The 16,363-nt window shown below is 57.8% G+C and carries 18 protein-coding genes and 1 tRNA gene; 10 read left to right on the plus strand and 9 right to left on the minus strand.

Annotated elements, in window-relative coordinates; translation table 11 throughout:
• Positions 1–96: 96 nt before the first annotated feature.
• A complete protein-coding gene (locus BLS13_RS11820) occupies positions 97–873 on the minus strand; it encodes an SDR family NAD(P)-dependent oxidoreductase (RefSeq protein WP_256325848.1) in 777 nt (258 codons plus the stop codon).
• 276 nt (positions 874–1,149) lie between these two features.
• On the opposite strand from BLS13_RS11820, the gene BLS13_RS11825 reads away from it, so the two are divergent.
• The 3 genes from BLS13_RS11825 to BLS13_RS11840 all read left to right on the plus strand — a co-directional run bounded on the left by BLS13_RS11825 (position 1,150) and on the right by BLS13_RS11840 (position 3,778).
• Positions 1,150–1,590 (plus strand): nuclear transport factor 2 family protein, encoded by a 441-nt coding sequence (locus tag BLS13_RS11825; RefSeq protein WP_093452356.1) that lies wholly within the window; start codon positions 1,150–1,152, stop codon positions 1,588–1,590.
• Between the two features lie 1,251 nt (positions 1,591–2,841).
• Positions 2,842–3,192, plus strand: a complete 351-nt coding sequence (locus BLS13_RS11835) for a BrnT family toxin (RefSeq protein ID WP_256325839.1) — start codon at positions 2,842–2,844, stop codon at positions 3,190–3,192.
• Positions 3,152–3,778: a BrnA antitoxin family protein gene (locus tag BLS13_RS11840; protein ID WP_093452361.1), complete on the plus strand. Its 627-nt coding sequence runs from the start codon at positions 3,152–3,154 to the stop codon at positions 3,776–3,778. The genes BLS13_RS11835 and BLS13_RS11840 overlap by 41 nt, the downstream gene beginning before the upstream one ends.
• Positions 3,779–3,991: 213 nt before the next feature.
• Here the strand turns inward: BLS13_RS11840 and BLS13_RS11845 are convergent, their stop codons facing one another.
• A complete protein-coding gene (locus BLS13_RS11845; protein ID WP_093452362.1) occupies positions 3,992–5,212 on the minus strand; it encodes a tyrosine-type recombinase/integrase in 1,221 nt (406 codons plus the stop codon).
• A 426-nt stretch (positions 5,213–5,638) separates the two neighbouring features.
• Between BLS13_RS11845 and BLS13_RS11850 the strand changes: the two genes are divergently transcribed.
• A complete protein-coding gene (locus BLS13_RS11850) occupies positions 5,639–7,093 on the plus strand; it encodes an ATP-binding protein (RefSeq protein WP_093452364.1) in 1,455 nt (484 codons plus the stop codon).
• A gap of 124 nt (positions 7,094–7,217) precedes the next feature.
• Here BLS13_RS11850 and BLS13_RS20700 read toward each other — a convergent pair whose 3' ends face one another.
• The 5 genes from BLS13_RS20700 to BLS13_RS11870 all read right to left on the minus strand — a co-directional run bounded on the left by BLS13_RS20700 (position 7,218) and on the right by BLS13_RS11870 (position 11,781).
• Positions 7,218–7,364 (minus strand): hypothetical protein, encoded by a 147-nt coding sequence (locus BLS13_RS20700; protein WP_176943562.1) that lies wholly within the window; start codon positions 7,362–7,364, stop codon positions 7,218–7,220.
• 79 nt (positions 7,365–7,443) lie between these two features.
• Complete coding sequence (locus tag BLS13_RS11860) at positions 7,444–7,734, minus strand: hypothetical protein (protein WP_093452366.1); 291 nt, start codon at positions 7,732–7,734, stop codon at positions 7,444–7,446.
• A gap of 260 nt (positions 7,735–7,994) precedes the next feature.
• On the minus strand, positions 7,995–8,552 hold the full coding sequence (locus BLS13_RS11865) for a recombinase family protein (RefSeq protein ID WP_093452368.1): 558 nt from the start codon (positions 8,550–8,552) through the stop codon (positions 7,995–7,997).
• A 1,516-nt stretch (positions 8,553–10,068) separates the two neighbouring features.
• A complete protein-coding gene (locus BLS13_RS20360; RefSeq protein WP_143011941.1) occupies positions 10,069–10,446 on the minus strand; it encodes a hypothetical protein in 378 nt (125 codons plus the stop codon).
• A gap of 471 nt (positions 10,447–10,917) precedes the next feature.
• Positions 10,918–11,781: a hypothetical protein gene (locus tag BLS13_RS11870; RefSeq protein ID WP_143011942.1), complete on the minus strand. Its 864-nt coding sequence runs from the start codon at positions 11,779–11,781 to the stop codon at positions 10,918–10,920.
• A 79-nt stretch (positions 11,782–11,860) separates the two neighbouring features.
• On the opposite strand from BLS13_RS11870, the gene BLS13_RS11875 reads away from it, so the two are divergent.
• Complete coding sequence (locus BLS13_RS11875) at positions 11,861–12,082, plus strand: hypothetical protein (protein ID WP_093452372.1); 222 nt, start codon at positions 11,861–11,863, stop codon at positions 12,080–12,082.
• 77 nt (positions 12,083–12,159) lie between these two features.
• Positions 12,160–12,429: a M48 metallopeptidase family protein gene (locus tag BLS13_RS11880; RefSeq protein ID WP_093452373.1), complete on the plus strand. Its 270-nt coding sequence runs from the start codon at positions 12,160–12,162 to the stop codon at positions 12,427–12,429.
• 33 nt (positions 12,430–12,462) lie between these two features.
• Here BLS13_RS11880 and BLS13_RS11885 read toward each other — a convergent pair whose 3' ends face one another.
• Complete coding sequence (locus BLS13_RS11885) at positions 12,463–13,935, minus strand: tyrosine-type recombinase/integrase (protein ID WP_176943563.1); 1,473 nt, start codon at positions 13,933–13,935, stop codon at positions 12,463–12,465.
• A gap of 229 nt (positions 13,936–14,164) precedes the next feature.
• Positions 14,165–14,254, minus strand: a tRNA-Ser gene (locus tag BLS13_RS11890).
• A 121-nt stretch (positions 14,255–14,375) separates the two neighbouring features.
• On the opposite strand from BLS13_RS11890, the gene hspQ reads away from it, so the two are divergent.
• From hspQ to BLS13_RS11910, 4 genes are all read left to right on the plus strand, one after another.
• Positions 14,376–14,768: a heat shock protein HspQ gene (gene hspQ / locus BLS13_RS11895; RefSeq protein WP_093452377.1), complete on the plus strand. Its 393-nt coding sequence runs from the start codon at positions 14,376–14,378 to the stop codon at positions 14,766–14,768.
• Positions 14,769–14,971: 203 nt separating this feature from the next.
• Positions 14,972–15,268: a 50S ribosomal protein L21 gene (rplU, locus tag BLS13_RS11900; RefSeq protein ID WP_037525731.1), complete on the plus strand. Its 297-nt coding sequence runs from the start codon at positions 14,972–14,974 to the stop codon at positions 15,266–15,268.
• Positions 15,269–15,299: 31 nt separating this feature from the next.
• On the plus strand, positions 15,300–15,569 hold the full coding sequence (gene rpmA / locus BLS13_RS11905) for a 50S ribosomal protein L27 (RefSeq protein WP_093452378.1): 270 nt from the start codon (positions 15,300–15,302) through the stop codon (positions 15,567–15,569).
• A 179-nt stretch (positions 15,570–15,748) separates the two neighbouring features.
• Positions 15,749–16,318, plus strand: a complete 570-nt coding sequence (locus BLS13_RS11910) for a GNAT family N-acetyltransferase (RefSeq protein ID WP_093452380.1) — start codon at positions 15,749–15,751, stop codon at positions 16,316–16,318.
• Positions 16,319–16,363: the final 45 nt, after the last annotated feature.

Here is a 16,363-nt window from a genome sequence, read left to right on the forward strand (position 1 = left end):
AACTCTCCTGTTCTTTTCAATCGTGAACCGCGCACCGTCAGCGAGCGAGGCCGGTAGCCGAAGATCGAACGATCTCGGCCGAATATGTGCGCTCAATCAAAGATCGGGAGAGATCTGGCGTCCCTCTTCGACGTCGCCGCCGTGGATCGGCAGGATCGCCCCGGTGACGAAGGCCGCTGCGGGCGACGCGAGATAGACCGCGCCATATCCGATCTCATCCGGCGTGCCGATGCGCCGCAGCCTGGTGGAGTTCACCGCGACCTCGTGGATTTCCGGCCGCGCCGCAAAGACCTGCTGCAACGCGGGCGTTTCGATGGGGCCGGGAATGATCGCGTTCACTCGCACCCGCGGCCCGAGATCGGCCGCCATCAATTTGGTCATGTGCGACAGGCCGGACTTCGCGACATAATAAGAGAGGTTGCCGCGGGTCGCCTTATATGCCCCAGGCGAGAGGATATTGATGATCGAAGCACCCGGCCGCACCAACAGGTGGGGAAGTGCCAGCTTCGCAAGCTCGAACGAGATCGACACGATCAGGTGGAAGTGGGTTTCGAGTTCCTCGATCGTGGTGTCCACGAAGGCCGTCGACGTGCCGCCGCCGGCGTTGTTCACGAGAATGTCGAGCCCGCCGAATTCGGCGACGATCGCGTCGATCAGCGGCGGCAGAGCCGAAGCGTCCGCGATATCGACCGGAAAGGCCGCCGCTCGCCCGCCGCTCTCGCGGATGGCCGCCGCCGTCGCCTCGACCTCGGACGCGGTCCGCCCGGTGATCGCGACGGCCGCACCGGCCTCGGCGAACATGCGCGCGATCCCCGCGCCGATGCCCCGACCGCTACCGGTCACAAGGGCAACCTTGCCTTCAAGCGAGAACATCTCGTTCACCATCACTCTCCATCATTATGAATTGCGACGGCCCTGACTCCGGATCACCCGCCCGCCATCCACCGTCGCCGCGCGAAATATCTAGTATTATAGTTCTTAGAAATAGCTATTGCTCACGCCATAGCTTTGTCAACAGAAGACCGTGCCCGGCGTGGCCGGATACACAATGGCCCATGTCGGCGCCGGAGGTTTGAGATGCCATCCGGCACCGGCACCATATCACCAACGGCGTGGCCAACCGCGCCGGCGAACCGGAGGGAGAGAGCAATGCCGGATACTGCCCAACTGGAGGCCTATGTCGCGATCAGCCAGGTCAAGGCGACATGTTGCCGCATGCTCGATACCAAGGACTGGGATGGATATGCGGACCTGTTCACCGAGGATATGGAACTCGATATGCGGCCTTCGGGCGGTACGCTCATCAAGGGCCGGGACGCGATGATCCGGATGATAAGCGGCGCACTCGCGGGCCAGGTTACCGTGCATCAGGTCCATTCGCCGGAGATGACGATCGTCGGTAACGTCGCCGAGGTTATCTGGGCGATGCAGGACCGGGTGGTATGGACCGAGGACCGCAAGCTGCAGATCGGCAATGCCGGCCACACCGGTTTCGGCCATTATCACGAACGCTATGTGCGCGGACCTGACGGTCGCTGGCGCATCGCCTATCTGAAGTTAACCCGACTGCACATAGATATAGACCGATAGACGCACCCGCCTCCCGTGCGGGTATTCCACCCATTCCGCCAAACCCGTTTAAGCAGTTCCGGCATCAGACCAATAATTCCGCTCCATCGCCCTGCGATACTGGAGGGGGCGCGGAGGATCGGAGTTTGCGCGAAGTTGCAGCGAGCCTGTGGCCGATATTACAGGGAATTGATGCAATTGATTGCATCTCGCCCCCGCGCCGATGGTTAACGAACCGATGCCCGTGATTCGCTACAGGTCTGGGCGCGCTCGCATCGCAGCCGGCCACCGGCGCCACGCAATACCTGACGCTCAACAACTTCTGATGCGAACCAGACGGCCGGGTGTATGCTCAACGGCTGAGCAAAGCCACGAAGCACAGCAGACCTACGACAAAAATTGTGGCAGCGCCTACAATCATCAGGAGATGGCGGGTCACCCTGCCGACAACACCCTCGAGCGCCATTTCTAGGTCGGGGTCCGTGAGTAGTCTGCGAGATGCCTTGCCCATCCCTCATGATGCCACGACAGGCTCACCGCTGGCAACGGGTCCTACCTCTGGTGTCGGCTTAGCGAAGCGGCTGGAGACCGCATTTTAAACACGGGATCGCCCAGCGAAGCGGCCGGATTGTATCAATTTCGAGTGGCCTCCCCCCATGTCTCCGCCGTAACAAATCGAGAATCCGGGGTCGGGTCGGGTCAGCTGAAGTTCCTTTTATCGCGAAGGTCGAACGAAGGACTGACGCGACTGGAGAGGTCGCGGCTGAGGAATTTGCGCCCGAGGTCTCGTTCGCGATACTCGATTGCCTTGTCGAGCTTAGAACGATTCACTGTGAGATGCAGGCGCTTGCGCCGGTCGAGCAGTTCGCCGGTTTCGGGGGGAGGCCGCGACGCCTCCGATCGACTTCGAGATAAGTTGACCATACCGTCGCCCCATGTGGCGAATTCCGGATCGTTGGTTGACTGAGGTCGCCCGTGAGCGCCGATACGAGAAGGACTTCGATTGGTACGCGGAGTTGGACATCCGATTTGCGCCCGACAATCGGCGCGGCATACGCGGTCTGTCCGATAGCGGGCTTCACGAATTTCTCGCCGGCGATCTCCACCGCGGCACGAGGATAGCCCTGGAGCGTGAACTGAGACGGCGCGATGCATGGGCGACGCCCGCCGCCGTTTCGCTGCCCATATCTGTGGGATCGCTGATCTGCGCGATCGCCGCCCTCATAATTGCAATCCTGAAGCATTGACGGTCATACCTGAGGCGCATTTCGGATGCGGCTGGCACGGGCCTTGGATTTCGCTACTACAATAATCGTTGCGCCGAACGATTTACGCTGCTACATAATTCCCATGGACATCAGCTTCGATTCAGCCAAGCGCGAAGCAACCCTTCAGGAGCGCGGGCTGGACATGGCCGATGCGGCGGAGATCTTCGCCGGCCCCACGCTGATCATGTTGGACGATCGCGCGGACTATGGAGAAGATCGTTACATCGCATTTGGGCTGATGGACGGCCGCATGGTCGTTTGCGTTTACACCGATCGGGAGGCCACGCGCCGGATCATTTCTCTGAGGAAAGCCAATGAGCGAGAACAGACCAAGTTCGGCGAACGGCTCCGGTGAGGAGTTCGATCGCGACGACGCGCCCGAACTGGATGATCATTTCTTCGACAATGCCGAGGTGCGGATCGGGGATACCGTCCACCGCCAGGCGACGTCGACGATGAAGCGCCGCGGCCGCCCACCGAAAGGCGGCGGCGCAAAGGTGCAACAGTCGCTTCGGCTACCGCTCGAGGTCATCGAGGCGTTCAAGGCAACCGGCGCCGGCTGGCATACCCAAATGGAGCAAGCGCTTCGCCAGGCCGCGATCAACCTCGGCACAGTTGATGATGCGCCCATGAAACTCGCGCAATCCCTGCGGGAGAGGGCAGACGCGACACAAGGGATCGTCCGGGCGATGCAACTCCAGATGGCGAGTGTGCAAGCCTCCATTGAGGCTGCCGGCGGGGCGGAATTCGTCAAGCGATCCAGTGAAGCAGCAGCGGAGGCAATGGCGAAGGTGGAAGCGATCGGCGGCATGGATGTTATTTCCAAATCGATCGACGATGCGCGCGCCGCATTCGCTAGAATCGAGGCTGCCGGCGGATTTACCAATCTTGGCAAGCTGCAGGAAGCAGCGCAGCGCGTCGCCAAACTGTCGCATAGATAACAGTGCTATTCTGCCCAGTCGGCGGCTGGGCAGAATAGCCGCTAACCGGTAGGATCAAGACGTCGTCCGCGGTGAGCGCGCGCGGCCATTGCCCGCTGCGCACGGCGAGATGAAAAAATCTGTCAATTGCTCGAATGGGCGTATTTCCACTTCGGCTTCGACATCGAGTTTGACAGTCTCGCAAGGTCGGCGACCGTCGAAACCTCTGCCGTATCAACCTTTCACCGCCGGCCGGCGGGGCAACCGCACCACCTTCGCTTTGGCTCCCTCACAATATGACGCCCATTCGGCCATGAGCTGGCGCCGTTTGGCGAGAAAGTCGGTGCGCTTATAGGCCGCGACCACCTTGTCCGGGACGGCGTGCGCCAGGGCCGCTTCCGCGACTTCGGCTGGGAACGTCGTCTCCTCAGCGACCCAATCCCGAAAGGCGCTTCGGAAGCCATGCACGGTATCGGTGACGCCCATATCGCGCAGCAACTTCGTCATGGTCATGTTGCTCATGGGCTTGCGGAGATTCTGCCCCGGGAAGACATAGTCTCCGGTTGCGACCTTCTTCGCTTTCTTCAACAGCGCGAGCATTGAGGCGGAGAGTGGCACGACATGCACCTTCCCCGCCTTCATCCGATTGGCTGGGATAGTCCAGGTTCCTGCCTCGAAATCGAATTCTACCCAACGCGCACCGCGGATCTCGCCGGACCGCGTCGCCGTCAAAATAGCGGCCTCGACAGCCCACCGTGACGATGCATCACGTTCGCGAAGGCGCTTCATAAAATCGGGCACCTCGCTGAAGGCCATCGCTGCAAAGTGGCCGTCGCTTTTCGGCTGGCGCGGGAGGGTCCGATTTACCGATCGCAAGGGCGCTTCCGTCTCCCGGAACCCATTGGCGCGCGCCCAATCGAGCACGGCGCCGATCCGCTGGCGGACCCGGCGGGCCGTTTCAGGCAGCTCAAGCCATAAGGCTCCGCGCTTGTCATCGACTGACTTCAGAAGAACGTCACGAATATCGCCGCCGGTGATCCCATCGATGAGGCGATCGCCGAGCGATGGGAAAACATGCGTCTCCAACGTTGAGAGCCACTGGTCGTGGTGCTTGCCGTCCTTTTTCCAGCTCGCCTTCAGTTCACCGTGCAGCTTCGTTGCCGCGATTCGGAATGTCGGGATCTGCTCGAGCGCGCGGCGACGCTCAACGACGGGATCGATCCCCGCGAGAACTTGCCTCCGTACCATCACCGCCGCGCCGCGCGCTTCGGCCAAAGTCACCAGCGCGGCCGATCCGAGGCCGATGTCACGCCGGCGGCCAGCGGGACCAGGCTCTTTGATCCGAACTATCCAGCTTCGGGAGTTTTTCCCGACGACCAGCATCAACCCGCCGCCATCGTGATAACGCCCGGGTGTCTTGATTGCGCGAATGCCTGTAGCGGACAGAGTTCCCATCTTCGGCTCCCCACATCGTTCCCCACACGATGAGCTGAATGCACGCGAAGGTCAACGAAAAGGGGCGGAGCCATAACCACCGAAACTCAGCGTTTATTGAGTGGTTCGCGGCGGCTGGCGATACCCAACAAAGGAGTTGCTGGCGGAGAGGGTGGGACACATCTCCCTCGCATAAAAGTCACTGAAAAATCGTCTGATTCCTCCGAGCATTGTAGCGGTTTTGTAGCATAATTGGGAGCATTTGACGAAGAAATTTGCCGCGCTTCTCACGGATCGCACGCGCTCGAAAAATGACCGATGCCAAATGAGTCGCGAGCATATCCAGGGCGATGGGCAACCACTTATCGTCGCGGATTGTCGTGCTATGAGAGCGCCTTTGCAATTACATGCGCCACAACACGCCAACGGGGCTATAGGACGTGCCCAATGACTGATCTCCGCACCATCGCCCTTATTGACGATCTACGTGACCGACCGGCCGAAACCTCCTGGATCGAGTTCAAAGAGAATAATTTTGATCCTGACATGATCGGAGTTCGCGTTTCGGCCTTAGCAAACGCGGCCCGCCTCGCGAATGAGCATTTTGCTTATATCGTTTGGGGAATCAGAGATGCCGACCATGCTGTCGTGGGCGCTCATTTTCGGCCAAGCGCAGAAAAGGCGAAGGGGCAACCTCTCGAATTCTATCTCGCACAGCGGTTGCAGCCGAGCGTTCCTTTTTCTTTTCGAGAAATCGATCACCCTGACGGAAGAGTCGTGCTGCTGGAAATTCCGGCGGCTACGACGGCTCCGGTAGAATATGAACGAACGGCCTATATTCGCATTGGAAGCGCGACTCCTCGCTTGTCTGACCACCCAGAACGACAAAAGGCGCTTTGGGCAAAATTACAGCCTTACGCGTGGGAGGACGGCATCGCGGCGCAATTCGTCACTGGCGACGACGTTCTGTCCATGCTCGATTATACGAGCTATTTTGAATTGACCGAGCAGCCGCTTCCGGACAACCGAGCAGGTATCTTCGACCGATTGGCAGCCGATAGGCTTATAGCAGGTGACGTGGGTGGACGTTGGAATATCACCAATCTTGGTGCAATCCTCACCGCAAAAAAGCTCGATGCATTTGCTCCCTCGATTGCCCGAAAGGCTGTTCGGTTTGTTTCCTATAATGGCCAAAATCGAGCCGCTTCCGTTACAAATCGGCGGGATGGACAGCGGGGATATGCAAGCGGATTTAGAGGCCTGATCGAATTCATTAACGGGGTTTTGCCTAAAAATGAGCACATCGGCTCCGCCCTCCGGAGCGAACACCCGTTGTTTCCGGAAATTGCTATCCGTGAATTGATCGCAAACGCGCTCATTCACCAAGATATGACGATTAGCGGTGCTGGCCCTCTCATTGAACTGTTTACTGACAGGTTGGAAATCACAAATCCCGGCATTCCGTTGATCAATCCCGATCGCTTCATTGATTCTCCTCCACGATCCCGAAACGAAGCGTTGGCGGCGCTCATGCGCCGGATGCGCATATGTGAGGAACAGGGCACCGGGATTGACAAGGTCATCGCCTCTGTGGAGTTTTTTCAATTGCCTCCTCCCGACTTTAGAGCCGAGGATAACGCTACTCGCGTCACCCTATTTTCACCCCGCAAATTCTCAGAGATGACGGGCGAAGAACGGGTCCGAGCGTGTTATCAGCACGCGGTCCTTCGCTATGTGAGCGGTGACCGCATGAAAAATAGCACTCTGCGTGAACGGTTTGGCGTGGAGAGTCAGAATGCCGCCCAAATTTCTGGAGTGATCCGACAGGCTTTGGATCGGAATATAATTAGGTATGCCGATATAAAACACCCAAAGGTCGGCTACCTGCCATTCTGGGCATAAGATTTGATCATGATTTGATGAGTGACGTGAAATCCGCGTAGGCTGCCCATCGGCATGAATTTAACCTATTGATATTCAATGATAATTTTAAAACCCGTTTGGCTTTAAAGATTTGACCACTTCGTCAATCGCGCCTCTCATTTTCCAAGCTATCCATGTCGCGCCCACGCAAAAGGAAAATTATGGCCTGCTTTTGGAATGCAAATGAGGAAACTTCCGCAACCTGCATCCGCAGATCATTGCGCATCATCTCGCCGTAGAGATCGCGCAAAATCTCTCCGTAGGAAATCACCTCGCCGAGAAGAGGAAGCCATGCGCATCGCATGGCCTCCCAAGCAGATTGTTAACGCCTATCTCTTGCCGAAGGCTGTGAGGCCAAGCTGGGCGGCCACTGCCGAGTTCAACCTATATGAGACCGCTTGCCTTGCGTGACCGCTGAATTTCAAAATGCCATGTTTGCGGCCGTCACCGGAGACGAAACGACCACCCTCTCCTTCAGTCAAAATTGCTTTGGCGAAATCGTGGATGCTCACCGGCCTTCTCGAAGATTCCTTGCCGATCTGGTAGGTGCCTTTGATGATTGCTGCGAAGCGTTCGTCGCCATCGGCATCGATAAGAGCGAACCGTGTATCGTAATTCATGTGGCCTCCGTCGTCTTGAGTGAGGCGGAATCAGCTACACATGCATCAATGCGAACACCAATGGCTTATTCGTTTCGGTAACAAAAAATGCTGTCAGCGGATATTTCGACTCCGGCTCGGCGCCTTTTAAGAAATGTGGCGGCCTTCGCCACGCAACCTGCTCACGTGCGGGCCTCCGCCAGCATGAAAGATCAGGCCAACAAAAAAACCTCTCCTTTTTCCTTTGTCCAATCCATCGATATCTCACTGCAGATTGCCGTTTAGGCAGCCAACGCCCGATATACCGATGCCCGACCGATCTCCAGCTTTCTGGCAATCGCCGATGGCCCCATTCCCGCCCTATGAAGCTCTTTCACCGCTTCAGGGTCGATTGTAGCCGGGCGCCCCTTGTAGACGCCTCCGCGCCGCTTGGCGGCCTCGATCCCGCGACGTTGACGTGCTCTGATGAAATGCTTCTCGATCGAACCAACCATCCCAAACAGCGTCAGGAGAATTTCTCCCATCATATCACTGCCGTCAAACGTGATCGCTGGATCATGGATTTTGAGAATCGCCTTCTTCTGGACCACCCTTTTGCCGATGGTCAACAAGTCACCGGTATCCCTGGCGAGGCGGTCGGGATGGAGTGCGAGTAGCGTTCCCCCTGGTTCCAACAAGCGAATGGCGGCCTCTAGTTGATCTCGGCCATCAAGCGACGAACCGTTCCCGATGTCAGCAAAGACCACGAGTGCGCCTAGGCGTTCCAAGGCCGTCTTTTGCGAAGCAATGTCCTGACCGTCGTGCGTTGAGATTCGGGCATAGCCCAACGTCTTCCCCAATGCGGTCTCCTGTCTCAGTTGGCTCTAAAGCCCTATACCGCATATGTTCCATAAATGGAATAGCGATCCATACGAGACGCCTAGGATGTCTCATTGAATGCCCCGCCAGAGGTTACCTTGTTGAGACACTGCGCGATGGTTAACCACATGCCATGAGCAAGGTTAGATTCGTCCGCCAAGAGAACAAAAGCACAGGCTGTGGACCTGCATGTATTGCAATCATCGCAGGCACTCGTTTGTCGAGATCAAAAAGAGGCGCATATCTGAAGGCCGTCGAATTAATTTTTGGACCTGGCAAAATCGACGTCCTTTACACGCACTGGCACCACCTGCGAAAAGCGTTAGATGATCTGGACATCGCATATGCTGATCGCATTCACCGCCATCGGTCGTGGGAGGCGATAACTACGCTTTCCATCGTCAAATGCGGTCGCATGGGTCCGAACAAGAACGTTTGGCACTGGGTTGTATATGACGGGAGCAACAATTTGCTCTATGACCCCGCAAAAGACGCCCCAGTTACGCCCAACAGTCGCATGCGAAAACCGCGCTCCCATCTGCCTATATACCTATGATCTGCCAATGTGATCATAGCGCGATGTGGAAGTGCGATCCAATTAGATCGCACTTCAACGGCCAAAGGCGCGACGCTATCGGGCGCCTCCGGAAACCTCGCGCGGGATCACCAAACGCTTGCGTGCCGCTCTTATGAGCGCCGAAAAATCGATATCAGACAACGATTATCTCGCGAATTTTATCGCGAGATAATCGGGCGCGTCTGATCTGTCGAGATCATCGGACGCGAGACGGCAGCAAAATTCGGGGGACATCTCATTGCGCTCGCCTTCGCGCCGCTCAGGCGACCGGCTTCCTTGAACTGTTTCGCGCGACGAGCGCGCTCAACATTTCGTCGGCAGCAGTTTTCAATCGGCATAAATGAACCAGAATCTAATATTCAACGCGAAGCGGTTTATCGGGCTGCAACAGCGTTGGACAACGAAGTTTCTCCCCCTTCCAAATTGCCGCTTCCGTTGGGCCAAGGCGCAACAAGGTAACTTGGAAGGGGGACCTCTGCAACTAGCAGGCGTAACATCGAACACTGGCGACATGCGCGTCTATAGCGCGACAGGGGGTTGCCCGGTCCCTGTATTAGCTCGCCTGTCCCTGGCCCTCTCTGGCCACAACGGTTATCATTTTCATGAAGCTCATCCGAAACGCCGCGTCGATCTGACCATTCGGATGCGGAGAGATGTCCATTCAACATGGCTCTCCTCTTGTGATCGCACCTTTATTTTACCTGGCAGTGCTCGGGGCCAGGCGGTTGCTCTACCGATCCATCTCCGCTCCACGGCCCCAATCCAATTACGGCGGCGCCTTCCAAGGTCACGGGCTGGTTTGGGCGGGAAGTGCGCCCTAAATGCTTCCTGAGCTATTTCACATATATTTATACTGAAATATGATTTAGGTCAATATTTAGCGATAAATACGGACATCACATGCCGCTTTATGAGGAAAATCAAATTGGACTTGCGCCTAACGTCGATTCAAATTCACGCATACTTTCAGCATTATCGAACTCGCAAGTCACCAAAATATCCACACATGCTCGAAGGTTCGGTCTAAACCCATGAAATCGCGCTAAATTTACAACCCATTTGAGTATATCCAAAATTTCTCTCTCATCACCAACAGCCATCCACACACCATTGATCGATTCCCATTCCGGTTCCCCAGCTTTGATGCAAAGTTTTCCCGTGTCGCAGGCTTCCACATAGAGGGCCGCTCCGTGAACGATGGGCATCGTTACGAGGCTACCGCAGCGCTCCATAATCCATCTTTCTCCAATCTCGCGCCGCGAGCGATCGAAGCAATAGGTCTGATGTATCGAAGTCACATCCACTCCCGTCTAAGATGATCCCGCGCGAGTTCAGTCGAGCACGCCAACAACACGACGTGGACATCCGCATGAGAGCGATCATGTTCGTAAATTCGATAGTGCTCGCTGCCGTCAATCGTAGCGAAAAATCGCACAGCATCGACGGGGTCGATCCAAATTTTCGTCAAATAGGGGTGTGTAAAAGGAGGGGTTGGAAGCTCGGTTCGGCGCCGGGCAATTTCTCGATATGTCATAAAAACCTGCGTTAAGTGTCGTGCAGGTATTTATGCTGCGGGTCTCCAGCCAACGATCTGGCCCTGTTTGTGCCAAGTCCATGCCGACATATCGTCGTCGCGTGGCGTGTGCAGGCCGATCGTTCCGGCAGTCTGTCGGCGGGCTACGCGCTCGGCGCCGAAGAGCACGTCCACCAACAGATCGCGTGCGACCCGCATAGACAAGTCGGACGGATATGGCCTGATTTTTTGTTCTTCATTGGACTGGTAGCTCGTAGCCGAGTCGCCGACGCACCCAAACTCGGACCGGGGAGGCGAGGTCGGTTGGCGCGAACTTGAATGCGAAGATCGCTCGATCGAGGCCATCCAGGAGCGAGATATGCCGCTCGCTTACGGGCTCCCGAGTTTTCAGCGCAAAGCTTCGATCCGAGGTCGTCGTGTGGACCGCATGCCGTGTCCGCCGGAGGTTGCGCTTGCCCAAGACGTGCTCGACAACCGTCGGCAGCAGAAATTCTTCGAACGGATAATTGCCGCGCCAGATGTTCTCACGCTCAAACGGGACGTGGACTTTTGCATACCACATGACCTCGAAAAACAGGTCTCTCCGTGCGAAGAAGCCTTCCGTCCTTGTCGTGTAAATCGGTGCATCCGCACCGAAATACGAAGTCAGCACGTGAATGTCGCGGTGATCCGCAACTGCCGGATTCCAACCATTCTGCTTGGTCGCATCGACGCGCCTGGACGGTCCCATGCCGAAGTCGTGTTGCGCAATATGAACGTCGAGATTGCGGCGAAATGGCAGGTCCGAGGCTGTATGGAGATAGACATAATCGAACGCGATTCCGAGCCTAACCGCGAATTCGACGTTCATCACGTGGATGCCCAGGATCGACGGCGTCCTGGAGAAATAGTGCCGGTCATTGAGGAGGACGTTCTCGAAGCTGCTTAGCCTGAGCGCGCCGGACTCCGCCATTGCTCCAGACTGCGCAGCATCGCGCGACACATGGACAATGTGCGTGCAGTTCCCGGCCATCGCCGCGTTATAGGCCGCGACCTGATCGTAGATTTGCGCGGGATTTCCGTTGGTTGGAATGCTGATGAGAATTTTGTGGGTCGCCAAAACCTTGCCCCTATAAGCGATACCGCTTATATAACCGGTATCGCTTATAGCGTCAACGCCGTGCAATAATGAGGTCTGGATGAAAGAAAGCGATACCGCTATCTCGGGTTTTGTGACGAAGCCCAAGGTCTTTGATGAAGCCATTCATTTCCGCGCAAAAAGCGGAACCAAGGCGCGTATCGATGCGCTCCGGGGCACGGTTCGACAGGGCGATTTCGTAAGGGTTTTGTTGGAGGAGGCGTTGGAGGCGCGCGAACAACGGCTCGAAACGCCACCTTGGAAATCGTCGCCAGACGCCTGACGGACTCGCTTTTCGGTTCAGCCTTCAATCGCCGCCGCACCTGTCCTATTGTGCCAGAAAATGGCGACGGGGCATGAATGAGCAAACTGACGCTAGCGGAACTCGAACGCCATCTTTGGGGCGCGGCGGACAACATCCTCATAAACTGGCACCTGATCTTCGCACCGAAGAAGGTGCTGGAGTATGTGGTGGCGCACGAATTCGCGCATCTCCGGCACCGGTCACATGAGCCGGAATTCTGGAATTTTTTGACCTCACTGGCTCCGGGATACGCCGCTGCTAAGGCCTGGCTGGACAGGCACCAATCCGATTTGTCCGCAGAATTTCTCGAATGCGATCGCGATTAATTACAACATGATCCTGATCGCCTTGCGCGCAAGTTATTCCAAACCCGCACGATCGGCGTCTGGCATTTCCCAGTGGAACCTCGGAAATTTGCTCATCTCAATCGCGAGCACATCGGCCCTCCATTCTCCATAGGCCTCCCCTTCGGTCCGCGCGGCGTGACCTTGGATCACGTCACAGGCTTGCGTCGACATGCCTGCCCGCCGCGAGATGCTTTTAAAGAGATGTCGCCAGGCATGATTGGGCTGGATCGACGAGTCAGAAACGCCAAGCTTGCGGACCCACGCACCAATCCGCTCGGCGACCTTTTTAGACTGCGGATTTCCGGCCGAGCCGCCCCGCCCCTTCCTCGGGTCGTAGAACAGCGGCCCCTCAGACGCCCTGGCAATCTTCAAAAAGCCCATCTCGATCAAATGATCATGGATAGGCACAATACGGGCAGCGCCAGTTTTGACGGTTCCCGCTTCAGGAGTGATTCGGATCGTCCAGACGCCATCACGTTGACTGACATCCTGCCCTCGCATTTGAGTAATCTCTCCGACGCGAGCACCGGTGTAGGCGCAAAGCCAAGGCACCCACCGCCGGGCCAACATGTGTTGTGCTGATATGCGGCCCTGCCCAGCGGCCAACGCCGCCTGGAGGATTTTTCTCGCTTCGTCGTCGTTAAACTCTTTCGCTCGGAGGCGCGTCGCCTTTGGCACGCGGACGTTCACGCCCGCCGCCGGATTGAGCGGAATTCGGCCGTTCTCGACAGCCCATCCAAGAACGACCTTCACAGCCGCCAGGTGGATTTCACGAACCGTCCTTGCGGCCATAGGCACACCTCTTCCGCCTGGCTGCTTAAGGAGGCGATCTTTCCAAGCGATGAGATCGGCAGTGGTTATTCGGCTCGCATCGTCATGACCCAACTGCGCGATCAGCGCGCGAATCACCGGGCGCCAGCGCTTCACCGTCGACGGGGCAGGTTTCCGCTCGCCGACATAATCCGCAAACACATCCATCAACGGGACCACCGTCTTCGTCTCGGCCTCCGGAGCCTCCTCGAAAAATTCTTCGTCTTCTCCGGTGATGGATGGATGGGTCCCATCAAAAACGGCCAAGCTCGCCTCACAAAACATGCATCGAAGCCGATCCATAGCGGTGTGGCTGGCATCAATTAATATTCCGGCCGCCGCCAGAGCGCCAATCAGGCGGTCATCGAAGCCCTGAATTTCGGTCCACATCTCATTCGCCAGTCGGCCGCGCTCACGAGACTTTGCAGCCCGCCATGTTATCCAACGCGGCAAATCTGTCGACCGGTCGGGCTCTGGGTCTGGGTCGAGACCGTTGAAAATCAGGAGCTTCAATCGCGCCGTTTCGCCCAATTGCCATTGCTCGATCGCCCGACGGGCTTCGCTTGGCTTAATGAGGGAATTCGCGTGATCACGATGGATTGATGGCAGACTGCTCTTGTCCATGCGCGCACGGTTGATGCGGTCGAGAAATTCAGCCGCGATGGGCGCTGCCAACCGGCTCGCTGCGCTATTGGAAACGCGGGGCAATCGCTTCGTCAGCGCAGATTGCCCCAACGCCACCCGACAATCAGCAGGCACAACAACGCGCACCTCCCAACCACCGTTACTCGACTTTCGAAGATACGGAGACATTCGCAATTTGTAGCACCAGTTTGTAGCACATCAACGCTGAAAACCGGCGATTTCCAAGGATTTTAGCAAACTCGTCCCCTTAGGAAGGAGTTGGCGGAGAGGGTGGGATTCGAACCCACGGTACCGTTACCGGCACAACGGTTTTCGAGACCGTCCCAATCGACCACTCTGGCACCTCTCCGCGAGGCTTGCGGCAGGCCGCGAGGGCTCAACCGGTCGATGAAGGCGCGGCATTAGCGAAAGGAATCGCTCTTGCCAAGCGCCCGCTTGCAAGTCGCGTGGACTTCCCTACATTATCGTTTGTGATTGGAAAAAGCGTAGCCACGGCCACCCCTGCGGGTGCGGCCCTCCCCGGTATCAAAGCCCCGCCCATTGCCCATGCGCGTTTTGCGATCGGCGATGTCGTGCGGCATCGGCTGTTCGAATTCCGCGGCGTTATCTTCGATGTCGATCCGGTCTTCGCCAACAGCGAGGAATGGTATGAGGCGATTCCGGAGGATATCCGCCCGGACAAGGAACAGCCCTTCTATCATCTGTTCGCCGAAAATGCCGAGAGCAGCTACATCGCTTATGTCAGCCAGCATAATCTGGTGCGCGACGACAGCGAGGAGATGATCGATCATCCGGCGATCGATGGGCTGTTCGATAGCTATGCCGACGGCCGCTATCGCCTGCGCCGCGAGCATCGCCACTGATCACCGATTCGGCCGGTGCTATCCCGATCCGGGTCCGGCGCCCTTGAAGAACCATCCTGATTACCGCGGAACCCGGCTTTTCGGCCCTCGCGCAGGTTGACAATTGCACGACCAGCCTTTAGCGAGCCGGTCTTTCCCGTGCGGGGGCTTATGGCCGTAGCCATGGCGTTCGCGCTAACAGCTTTGAAGAAGTGATGAGGGCCATGTTCGCTATCGTGCGCACGGGCGGCAAGCAGTATCGCGTTGCCGCAGGAGACAAGATCGTCGTTGAGAAAATCGACGGCGAAGCCGGATCAACCGTTGCGCTGGGCGATGTGCTCCTCGCCGGCGAGGGTTCGGAACTGAAGTCGGTCGAAGGCCTCACGGTTTCGGCGGAAATCATCGCGCAGGCGAAGGCCGATAAGGTCATCGTCTTCAAGAAGCGCCGCCGCCACAATTATCGTCGCAAGAATGGCCACCGCCAGCAGCTGACGATTCTCAAGATCACCGCGATCGGCTGAAGCCGCCAGAACCGCGAAAGGAAGATAGAATATGGCACATAAGAAAGCAGGCGGTTCGTCGCGCAACGGTCGTGATTCGGCCGGCCGTCGCCTTGGCGTGAAGAAGTTCGGCGGCGAGAACGTCGTCGGTGGCAACATCATCGTGCGCCAGCGCGGCACCCGCGTATATCCGGGCCGCAATGTCGGCATGGGCAAGGATCACACGCTGTTCGCGCTCAGCGACGGTCGCGTGGCCTTCCACGACGGCAAGCTCGGCCGGAAATATGTCAGCGTCGACGTGGCGGCTTTGGCCGCCGAATAATCGGACGAACCATATAAGGGTCGTCCATCCGGGCGACCCCGAAAATCCCGCGCAAGCGGGATGATGAGGGAGACGGGTCGCACCGGCTCCCTTTTTCTTGGTCTCCCTCATTTTTGTCGCTGGCCTGTAACCAATTGCGTTTAGACGCGTTTTGTACAGCCAGAGAGGGAGGAATCCACATGTTCGCGAGAACCGAACGGCTGCTGCTGCGGCCGGCCTGGAGAGAAGATGCGCCCGCATTGGCCGCAGCGATCAGCGATTTCGCGGTCGTCAGCAAGCTGTCGCGCGCGCCCTGGCCTTATGATCTGTCCGACGCGGAGGATTTCCTCTCGCGCGAACAGGGTCGGCTGCCCAACGCGCTGATTTTCGCGCGCACGCGCGGCGCCCCCCGCCTGGTCGGCGCGATCGGACTGGATGAAGCCGCCGATGGCGTCGAACTCGGCTACTGGATCGCACGGCCCTATTGGGGCCTGGGATTCGCCACCGAAGCCGGCCGGGCAATCATCGCGATGGCCGATAACAGCCTGCGCCTGCCGCACCTGATCGCAGGGCACTTCGCCGACAATCCCGCATCTGGGCATGTCCTGCGCAAGCTGGGCTTCGTGCCGACCGGCAATGTTACGATGCGCCCATGCCGCGCGCGCAGCAGCGTCGAGCCTTGCGTCGCATATCGGCGCGAGGCAGGCGCGCAGGGCGCCGAATCGCCGATCGAATCGCTTTATGATCAGGAAGGCGCGATGGCCGCCTAAGCGCCGAGCCTTCCCTCTCCCCATCCCGGGAAGAGGGACCAAGGC

Origin of the sequence: Sphingomonas sp. YR710 (assembly GCF_900101455.1) — a bacterium.
Taxonomy (GTDB): Bacteria; Pseudomonadota; Alphaproteobacteria; order Sphingomonadales; family Sphingomonadaceae; genus Rhizorhabdus.

Coding starts and splice junctions, on each gene's coding strand:
- BLS13_RS11910 (WP_093452380.1), top strand. CDS start 15,749: ATGTTCGCGAGAACCGAACGGCTGCTGCTGCGGCCGGCCTGGAGAGAA.
- BLS13_RS11820 (WP_256325848.1), bottom strand. CDS start 873: ATGTTCTCGCTTGAAGGCAAGGTTGCCCTTGTGACCGGTAGCGGTCGG.
- BLS13_RS11835 (WP_256325839.1), top strand. CDS start 2,842: ATGCGGCTGGCACGGGCCTTGGATTTCGCTACTACAATAATCGTTGCG.
- BLS13_RS11860 (WP_093452366.1), bottom strand. CDS start 7,734: ATGAATTACGATACACGGTTCGCTCTTATCGATGCCGATGGCGACGAA.
- BLS13_RS11840 (WP_093452361.1), top strand. CDS start 3,152: ATGAGCGAGAACAGACCAAGTTCGGCGAACGGCTCCGGTGAGGAGTTC.
- BLS13_RS11825 (WP_093452356.1), top strand. CDS start 1,150: ATGCCGGATACTGCCCAACTGGAGGCCTATGTCGCGATCAGCCAGGTC.
- rpmA (WP_093452378.1), top strand. CDS start 15,300: ATGGCACATAAGAAAGCAGGCGGTTCGTCGCGCAACGGTCGTGATTCG.
- rplU (WP_037525731.1), top strand. CDS start 14,972: ATGTTCGCTATCGTGCGCACGGGCGGCAAGCAGTATCGCGTTGCCGCA.
- BLS13_RS11850 (WP_093452364.1), top strand. CDS start 5,639: ATGACTGATCTCCGCACCATCGCCCTTATTGACGATCTACGTGACCGA.
- BLS13_RS11875 (WP_093452372.1), top strand. CDS start 11,861: ATGAAAGAAAGCGATACCGCTATCTCGGGTTTTGTGACGAAGCCCAAG.
- BLS13_RS11845 (WP_093452362.1), bottom strand. CDS start 5,212: ATGGGAACTCTGTCCGCTACAGGCATTCGCGCAATCAAGACACCCGGG.
- BLS13_RS11880 (WP_093452373.1), top strand. CDS start 12,160: ATGAGCAAACTGACGCTAGCGGAACTCGAACGCCATCTTTGGGGCGCG.